The sequence below is a fragment of the Parapedobacter sp. 2B3 genome, assembly GCF_041925275.1.
GTDB classification, from domain to species: Bacteria; Bacteroidota; Bacteroidia; order Sphingobacteriales; family Sphingobacteriaceae; genus Parapedobacter; species Parapedobacter pyrenivorans_A.
The window spans coordinates 1-8918 of record NZ_JBHEUZ010000041.1; the positions used below are offsets into that span (position 1 = coordinate 1).

Annotated in this window: 6 protein-coding genes; 5 read left to right on the forward strand and 1 reads right to left on the reverse strand. The window is 54.4% G+C overall.

Annotated features, from left to right (window positions below; translation table 11 throughout):
- The first annotated feature begins 365 nt into the window (after positions 1–365).
- From ACEVG1_RS20810 to ACEVG1_RS20830, 5 genes are all read left to right on the forward strand, one after another.
- Positions 366–947: an RNA polymerase sigma factor gene (locus tag ACEVG1_RS20810; protein WP_374745660.1), complete on the forward strand. Its 582-nt coding sequence runs from the start codon at positions 366–368 to the stop codon at positions 945–947.
- Positions 948–1579: 632 nt separating this feature from the next.
- Positions 1580–2281, forward strand: a complete 702-nt coding sequence (locus ACEVG1_RS20815; protein ID WP_374745661.1) for a FecR family protein — start codon at positions 1580–1582, stop codon at positions 2279–2281.
- 234 nt (positions 2282–2515) lie between these two features.
- Complete coding sequence (locus tag ACEVG1_RS20820) at positions 2516–5761, forward strand: TonB-dependent receptor (RefSeq protein WP_374745662.1); 3246 nt, start codon at positions 2516–2518, stop codon at positions 5759–5761.
- A 22-nt stretch (positions 5762–5783) separates the two neighbouring features.
- Positions 5784–7385, forward strand: coding sequence for a RagB/SusD family nutrient uptake outer membrane protein (locus ACEVG1_RS20825; RefSeq protein ID WP_374745663.1), 1602 nt, complete (start codon positions 5784–5786; stop codon positions 7383–7385).
- Positions 7372–8262: a glycoside hydrolase family 16 protein gene (locus ACEVG1_RS20830; RefSeq protein WP_374745664.1), complete on the forward strand. Its 891-nt coding sequence runs from the start codon at positions 7372–7374 to the stop codon at positions 8260–8262. The genes ACEVG1_RS20825 and ACEVG1_RS20830 overlap by 14 nt, the downstream gene beginning before the upstream one ends.
- A 223-nt stretch (positions 8263–8485) precedes the next feature.
- Here the strand turns inward: ACEVG1_RS20830 and ACEVG1_RS20835 are convergent, their stop codons facing one another.
- The gene (locus ACEVG1_RS20835) at positions 8486–8680 is read right to left on the reverse strand and encodes a hypothetical protein (RefSeq protein ID WP_374745665.1); all 195 of its coding nucleotides are present in this window, start codon (positions 8678–8680) and stop codon (positions 8486–8488) included.
- Positions 8681–8918 lie beyond the last annotated feature (238 nt).

Genomic DNA, 8918 nt, shown 5'->3' on the forward strand with positions numbered 1-8918 from the left:
CAAAAACAGCACATCAACAATGAGATTTAGAACACAAAAAATTTTCAAAAACCAAATCCCGAAAGGCAGAATACCTAGTTTTTAGAGATGCCCATAAATATATATGACAACGCCGTGTCGTGCAACCGGGCAAATGCGGGATGGGTAAGATGGGCGTGAGGGCGCCGAACCTGAAAAATATAAGGCGGGGAAGCCGGGTTTACCCAATATTTGCGTACATTCAACTCGAATTTTACCTCGGTGGGTCATGCTTGCGAAACTTTGGCTGATTAGACACCCTACGCACCCCAGCCGTTCGTTTTGTACGGGCAAATCCTTACCTTTGTTTGCCCCCACGGCCTAAAATGATGTTTAAGCGGGATGACATGGTTGAGAATGAATTGCTGCAGCGCCTGCGCAAAGGCGACGAATCGGCGTTCGCACTGGTTTACCACCGTTATGGCGGGCGGGTATTTGCGAACATTCTCCGGTTAGTCAAGGACAAGGCGCAGGCCGAGGATTTGTTGCAGGATGTTTTTGTCCGGGTTTGGCAATATCGGGCCACTATCGACGAGCAAAAGTCATTCAAGTCCTATCTTTTTGCCATTTCGAAAAACCTGGTTTACAACTACTTTCGGCGGGCTTCCTTGGAAACCCAGGTGGCGGCCTACATCGCGTCACAGTCCTCCGAACTATACCGGCATGTCGATGAGCAGGTGCAATACCACGAGAGCCACCAGATAATAGAGCAAGCCATCCAAAGCCTGCCGCCAAAGCGGCGGGAAGTGTACATGCTTTGCAAGATACAAGGGATGAGCTACGAGGAGGCCAGCAAGTTGTTGGGATGCTCCGTCGCGGCGATCAACGCCCACATTGTCAAAGCGACCAAGGCGATCAAAAAACAAGTCGGCCTTTCCGAAAGCGCCATGCTCTTGGCCATCGCTTCCGCAGTCGCCCAGCAGCTGTAACCAATTTTCTTTCTTTTTTTTTGCTTGGGAGGTAATGGCGGGCATAGGTTACGTGTATTACTTATAAACACCTCGCTGTGGACAAGGAAACGTTGATCGATTTATTCAAGCGGTATCGCAATAATGCCTGCACGCCGGAAGAGGCTGAGCTGCTGTTTCGCCACATCAAGAGCGGCAAGGGAAAGCGACTGGCCGAACGGCTTATTGAAAGTGGCTTTGACACACTGCCTGACGGCGCGGTTGAGTCCGTGGATGAGGTAAAGGCCATTCTAGACAGGGTATATGCCCGGGTGCAAGCGCGCAAAGGCAGGCCCTCGCTAGCCGTTGTTTTCCGCAGGCGGATACTGCCGTATGCCGCCGCGATCCTTGTCTTCCTGTTAGCCGGCCTAGCCTGGAATTGGTACCACTCGAACTACTCGGGCGACAGCCCGCTGGAGAGTGCTTACGGGGGCGACGCGCTTCCGGGAGGCAACCACGCCACGCTCACCCTCGCCGATGGCCGCACAATAGCGTTGCGCTCGGATCAGTTCGGCGTGGTCGTTCGCGGCGGCATTACCTACAATGACGGCACGCCGGTGTCGGAGAGCGCCCCCCCGCCAACCGAGGGAGCCGGCACGGAAACGACGCAGTACATGACTCTGTCAACCCCCTATGGCGGCCAATACCAAGTCACCCTGCCCGACGGCACCCGTGTCTGGCTCAATGCGGTCAGCACGCTGCGGTATCCGTCCCGGTTTGATGGGCCAGAGCGGGTGGTGGAGCTAGAGGGGGAGGCCTATTTCGAGGTGCGGCGCCAGGAGCCTGCGGCAAGCCGGCATGCCGGGCGAGGGGCCAATGGTTCCAACCCTGCGGCAATGGTGCCGTTTGTTGTGAAAACGGCCAGCCAGGTCGTGGAAGTGCTAGGCACGGAATTCAACATATCGGCCTACCCGGGCGAGCCGGACACCCGGACGACCCTAGTCGGCGGTTCCGTTCGGATCAAGAACGTCGAATCGCAAGCAAGCAACCTCTTAATGCCCGGGCAACAAGCTGTCGTGCGCGGACAGGACACCGACCTGAACCAGGTGGATGTGGAGGTTTATACGGCTTGGAAGGACAACGTCTTTATTTTTGGGCGCCTGGAGCTTTCCCGCGTCTTGCGCCAGCTGGAACGCTGGTATAATGTGGAGTTCAGCGATGGCCAACTACCCCAAGCGACGTTATCGGGAGAGATACCCCGGAACGTGCCATTGTCCAGCGTGCTGGCAATGATCGAGGGGGCGACTGCCATGAGTTTTGAAATACAGCGCTCGCCCGCCAGCGGGCAGGAAAGGAGGGTGGTGATTATGAAGTAACCAATAACAGCCTAAATAGTATGATACTGCCGACAAAAAAACCGGAAGTGTAGCAACCACCTCCGGCCAATGTGCAGTCGGTAAACGCGTGAACTTGAAGAAGTACATCAAGCATTAACCAACTAACCATACAAAAGTATGAATAAACCCAATGATGTCAAAGGGGCGAATAATTCGTATGCTACGATTCGCAGACTAACCCTTGGCAAGAAGACCCTAAAATGTTTCATCCTTATGAAACTAACTGTTTTTTTTATTGTTCTATTGACCCTCCAAACCGCTGCCGAGGCGTTTTCGCAGGAAGTGACCTTACGGATGCGCGGTGGGAAGTTGGAGAAGGCACTGCGGGAAATCCGCAAGCAAACGGGTTACGCGTTTGTGCTGAACGACGTGCACCTCCGGGAGGCCAAGCCCGTAACGGTGGATGTCAGGAACCAACCGATCAGCCGGGCTCTAGAGATATTGTTTAGCAATCAACCGTTTGCCTATGAGCTTGGCCGGGACGCCATCGTCATTCGGCCCAAGGCCACCGCGGGTCCGCGGCTGGCGTCCGAGCTTGCGGCCCCCATGCGGGTTGATACCGATGTGCGGGGCCGCGTGGTAGACAGCCTGGGGAATCCGCTCCAGGGCGCAACCGTACGCGTCAAGAACCACGCGATGAGCACGGTCACGAACGAACAGGGCGAATTCAGCCTACACAATGTCCCGGAAGGGTCGCAGCTGGAAATCGTCTTTATGGGATTTCGTGCCCGCGAGGTGGCGGCCGCGCCGGATATGGGCAATATTGTCCTGGCAGAAGTGCCGTCCATTTTGGATGAGGTGGTCGTAGTGGGGTATGGCGTCCAGCGCAAAAGCGATGTCATCGGCTCCGTATCGACCCTGGATGTCGGCAAGGCAACATCCGTGCCGACTAGCAACGTCAATGAGATGATCCGCGGGCAAGCGGCAGGGGTGCAGGTCAACCTGGCTGACCCTCGGCCGGGAGGCAGGTCTAACATTACGATCAGGGGCGTCAAGTCCTTTCAGGGAGGCAACGAGCCGCTCTATGTGCTGGACGGGTTCCCGATCGACAACATCAACGACGTGAACCCCGACGACATTGCGTCCGTGGAAATCCTCAAGGATGCCTCCGCGCAGGCCATCTATGGCGCCAGGGCATCAAACGGCGTGATCCTGATCACGACAAAACGCGGCAAGACAGGCAGGATGACCATTGGATACCACGGATACAGCACCACCCAACAGCTTACCCGCAACTTCGACCTCTATTCGCCAGAGGAGTTTGCGCAGTTAAGGCGGGAGGCCTGGCGCACCAGCAACCCGCCCGACTACACGTACCCCAGCGACATCGAAATGTTTGACGACTTTGAGCTGGAAGCGCTGCAAAACCAAAACTTTGTCAACTGGGAAGAAATGATCCTGCGAAAAGCGGTCGTAAACAGCCATACGCTCAGTGTAAGCGGGGGCAGCGAGCGCACCCAGCTTTATTCCAGCTTGACCTATTTTGACCAGCGGGGCCTGATCAAGGGGTCCGGGTACGAACGGCTGGCATTCCGCACGAACATCAACCAGACCGTGAACGACCGGGTCAGCCTGGAGGCCAACATCAACTTCATCACGGACAAGCAGGATATCGAATCCACTTCGCTCAACTTCATTACCATCTCCCCGTTGGCAAAACCATTTGACGAGGACGGGAATTTGGTGCGGTTTCCGCTGGGCCCGAACAGCCTCACGGTCAACCCGCTGTGGAACATCAGGGAATCGACGAACGAATCGCGGGATAACCTGCTGAACATCAATTTTGCGTTCAACTACAAAATAACGGACAACCTCACGTACCGGTTCAACGGGCTGCTCAACAGGAGCAATACTAACCGCGGCCTGTACCTCACCAGCCAGCACTCCCAGGGGGTAAGCGCCAGGGGCCGGGCAGAAATCAACGACCTTATCAGGAATGAGTACTTGGTGGAAAATATCCTGACCTGGGATAAAACCTTCGGCAGTATCCACCAAATCGACATTACGGGCGTGCAAAGTATCAATGAGATCAACCACGCGGCCAGCCAAACAATTGGCACGACATTCCCCAATGACCTGCTGGGCTACCACGGGATAGGCGACGCGTTGAACAAGGATGCCCGGCGCACGGAGACCCGGCGCGCCATCTCCTCGTTTATGGGGCGCGTGCGCTATAACCTGATGGACAAGTACCTGTTCTCGGTGACGGGCCGGTATGACGGCTCGTCGGTATTCGCCAAGGGCAACAAATGGGGCTTTTTCCCCGCCGTGGCCGCCGCGTGGAAGGTCAACAATGAGAGCTTTCTGCGCGACGTGTCGAGTATCGACGAATTGAAATGGCGGGTGAGCTACGGCGAGGTGGGCAACCAGGCCATAGCACCGTTCCAAACACTCGGTACGGTAGGTTCTTTCCCCTATATTTTTGGTGGGAATACGGTCGGCGGCAACATTCCCGGCACCGACTTGCCCAACCCCAACCTCACTTGGGAAACCTCTACCATGTTTAATACCGGCATCGACTTCTCGCTATGGCGGGGCAGGCTGTCGGGCGTGGTAGAATATTACAACACCAGAACGACCGATCTGTTGGTCAATATCTCATTGGCCGGAACGACCGGGTTTGCCTCGACGGTAACCAATGGCGCGGAAAGCCAAAACCGCGGGGTTGAAGTGACCCTCAACGGGCAACTGATAAAAAACGCCGATTTCAGCTGGGGCATGACGACCATGTTTAGCCGAAACCGGAACAAGATCCTCAAGACGGGATTGTACGATATTCACGGTAATCCCGCTGACGATCGGGCCAACAACCGGTTCGTCGGGTACCCCATCAACGTGGTTTTCCAACGCAAGTTCGATGGGATTTTCCAGACACAGGCAGAAATTGACGCTTCTGCCCAGCAGACCCAGCCCGACATCATGCCGGGCCACATTCGGGTCGTTGACGTGAACGGGGACGGCGTTATCACCGACGATGACAACGTGGTGTTTGCCCGCGACCCCAAATGGTTCGGGTCTGTCGCCAATACCTTCCGGTACAAAGGCTTTGATCTGTATGCGGACATTTATATGTCGCAGGGAGCGATCAACTTGAACCCGTATTTGGCGCAATTTGAAACGGGCGGGTCGATGCAGGGCGTGCTGAATGGCATCAAGGTGCCGTATTGGACACCCGAAAACCCCTCAACGGAATACCCCAGGCCTAGCCGGGTAACACAGAGCAATCTGTTTGCGTTGGCCGTGCAAGATGCCTCATACATTCGCTTGCGCGCGCTGACATTGGGGTACACGCTGCCAAGTGCCTGGACCGAACGGCTCAAAATCAGCTCAATACGTGTTTATGCCATGTTTAACAACCTGGTGACCATTACCGACTATAAGTCGTACAGCCCGGAGCTAAACCCCGATTCGTTCCCCGACGCGAAATCCTATTCTGCCGGGGTGAGAGTCGATTTTTAACCAATAGCTAGACTTGACTAAAATGAAAACTAGAAAAATATCCCACATCATAGCCACCGGCAGCGTGCTTGTCGCGATGCTGCTGTTTGCCTCCTGCGAAAAATTCCTCGAAGAGCAGGCCACGACCAGTTTTTCTGCTGATTTTATTTATAATACACCTGAGGGATTGGAACTCGGCGTGGTGAGTTTGTACAACCTGACACGCGGATTTTATCAAAATGGCGAATGGAATTTCACCCCGCCATTTCTCCTGCAGGCGAAGGACGACTTGGTGCTTGGCCGTGCGGGGGAAGCATCGCTGTATAGCATTCTGTCCTGGGGTGCCACCCTCGGCGATTTCGGGACGACTCGTTATAGTCACTACTGGCGTACGTATTACCGCATCATCGACCGGGCCAACGCCTTAGTCGCTGCCGCTGAAACGATACAGGGGATGGATCCGCAGCGCAAAAACCAGCTGGTGGCCGAGGCCCGGACGTTCAGGGCACGATCCTATTTTATTCTGTACAAGTTGTTCAATAACATCTACGTGACCACTGAGCCGACGACACCCGAAAACGCTTTGGATATCATACAGGACAAATCCTCGGAGGCTGAGATATTCGCCTTGATCAACGACGACCTGTCGTTTGCCGTGGAACACCTCGAATGGACAACCACGCAATACGGACGCCTAACGCAAGGGACAGCCCGGCATATCAAGGCGCAGGTGGCACTATGGGAAGAGAACTGGCAAGAGGCAAAAAACCAGGCAGAAGCGGTTATCAACTCGCCTTACCATGCATTGGTCGGCAGCACTGCCGAAGTGTTCAGCGGAGATCTAAACCACAGCGAAACCTTGTTTGCCATGCAGTACAAGGACCAAACCTTTGGCGGCGGCACCCCGCATCGGTTCAATTTTTTGCTGGTATCGCAATACGGGGCTACGCCGGGCGCGGCATACGACAATCTACAGGGAGGGCGGGGAGCCGGTTTCTTGTTGCTCAACGAGTACTTCCGCGACTTACTGAACGAGGATCCCAACGATGACCGCAAAAACGGCAGTTATTACCGAATGTACTACACGTACAATGACCCGACCACCCTGCCCGAAGGAGCCACCCTGGGGGATACCATTCGTGTGTATGACGAGTTCAGTACGGATGTCACGGAGCGAAACCTGTATTATACCCGCTTAAATCCCTCGTGCGTGAAGTTTATGTACGAAGACGGTATTCCGACGGAAGTAGATCATCCGAAAAACATCATGGTCTATCGCTTGGCCGAAACGTACCTGATTGCCGCCGAGGCCAATTACCGGATTTCCGGGGCTGCGGCAGGGCTACCGTATATCAACGCGATCCGCCGCCGGGCACACGCGGCCGAGTTGTCCACGATGGATATCCAGACCATTATGGACGAGGACGCCCGCGAGCTCGGTTTTGAAGGGCAACGCTGGTATCTGTTGAAGCGCTTGGGCACCTTGGTGTCGCAACTGCAGCAATACGCCGGAAACGCCCGCAACGGGGATTTCCAAAATCAGGCCCGAACCCGTATCCAGCCACACATGGTCAACCTGCCGATACCGCTATCAGAAATGAATCTCTTAGGACCCGCTTATCCCCAAAACGATGGTTACAATTAAACGCCAAGCCCCAAAAAAGGTGTCGCGGGACGGCCTGGCCATGTTGGCGCTGGCCGCGCTGCTTTCGGCATCCTGCCAAAACGACGGCCATAACGTGATCGACGGGCATCGGTATGCACTGGTCTGGCAGGACGAATTTGATACAGGAGACAGACCCGATACGGCAAACTGGCTGTATGAAGATGGGTTTATTCGCAATCACGAAGCGCAGTATTATACCGGCCGGCCCGCCAACGCGCGGGTGCAGGGCGGCAACCTGGTCATCGAAGCACACCTGGAAACGATGGACAACGCCGCTTTTGTTGACACCGCTGACCAAGACTGGCGAAAAAACATCGAACAAGCCCGCTTTACGTCGGCCAGCTTGCAAACGATGAGCCTGCACGATTGGCAATACGGCCATATCGAGGTTCGGGCGATGCTGCCCTCGGGGGTGGGCTTGTGGCCCGCCATCTGGATGTTGGGCCAGAACCGACCGGAAGTGGGGTGGCCTGCTTGCGGGGAGATCGATATCATGGAGCATGTGGGGTACGAGCCTGACAGTATATTCGGCACGGTACATACTCAGGCGTATAACCATATTCGGAATACGCAAGTAGGCAGGAAAATCGCCATTGAAAACCCCTATACGGAATTTCATGTCTACGCAATCACGTGGACACCCGACAAAATAGACTTCCTGTTGGATGGCGAGGTGTACCACAGCTTTGCGAATCAGAATCTGGGTGTCGATGAATGGCCATTTGACCAGCCTTTCTACCTCAAGCTCAACGTCGCGGTCGGAGGAGGCTTGGGAGGAAGGCAAGGGATTGACGACGGTGTTTTCCCCCAACAAATGAAAGTTGATTACGTGCGGGTTTACCAACGGGTTGATTAAGTGATACTTACTCCTCGGACAGCATAGGGAACAGGTGGCGGATATCTGCATCCGTCACCTTTCTGCCATACTTGCAGACCTCAAAAGACTCCACGCGTTTCACCTGGCGGGGGTCTGTTGTCGGATACTACCGATGCAACTGCCTGGTACACTCGCCTTCCCGGGTTTTGTTAACGGAGTTTTAAATAATCGTGGCTTATTGGGGTTGCAAAGCCATACAGCGTTATTCATATAACAGCTCCGTACCCGCAAAGGCTTTATCATTACGGACCATTACTACGAGCGGATACTTTCTATCAGCGACCGAATTGTCCTCATCCACAACGGTTGCGACTACCAAATTGATAGCCGGGAAGAACTCTATACCCACGGCTATATCCCGTTGTCGGCGTTTGAGTAGGCTCCGGGGATTGGCCATGGAAAACACGGTGTGTGCATGTCGTTGGATATCGACTCGTACACCGCGTCATATCGATGCGGTGCATTATAAGTGAAATCGACTTTTACGGATTTTGAAAACGGGACAAAAAAATGGGGCAGGAAGTAGGTACTTATGTCTCTTCCTGCCCCTGTTTTATAAGGGCACCTCTAAAAACTCATTGATTTGAAATAACATTTGATATTAGCTTGATTTTCAGTATATTTAAATCATGAAA

Coding starts and splice junctions, on each gene's coding strand:
- ACEVG1_RS20810 (WP_374745660.1), top strand. CDS start 366: ATGGTTGAGAATGAATTGCTGCAGCGCCTGCGCAAAGGCGACGAATCG.
- ACEVG1_RS20815 (WP_374745661.1), top strand. CDS start 1,580: ATGACTCTGTCAACCCCCTATGGCGGCCAATACCAAGTCACCCTGCCC.
- ACEVG1_RS20820 (WP_374745662.1), top strand. CDS start 2,516: ATGAAACTAACTGTTTTTTTTATTGTTCTATTGACCCTCCAAACCGCT.
- ACEVG1_RS20825 (WP_374745663.1), top strand. CDS start 5,784: ATGAAAACTAGAAAAATATCCCACATCATAGCCACCGGCAGCGTGCTT.
- ACEVG1_RS20830 (WP_374745664.1), top strand. CDS start 7,372: ATGGTTACAATTAAACGCCAAGCCCCAAAAAAGGTGTCGCGGGACGGC.
- ACEVG1_RS20835 (WP_374745665.1), bottom strand. CDS start 8,680: ATGGCCAATCCCCGGAGCCTACTCAAACGCCGACAACGGGATATAGCC.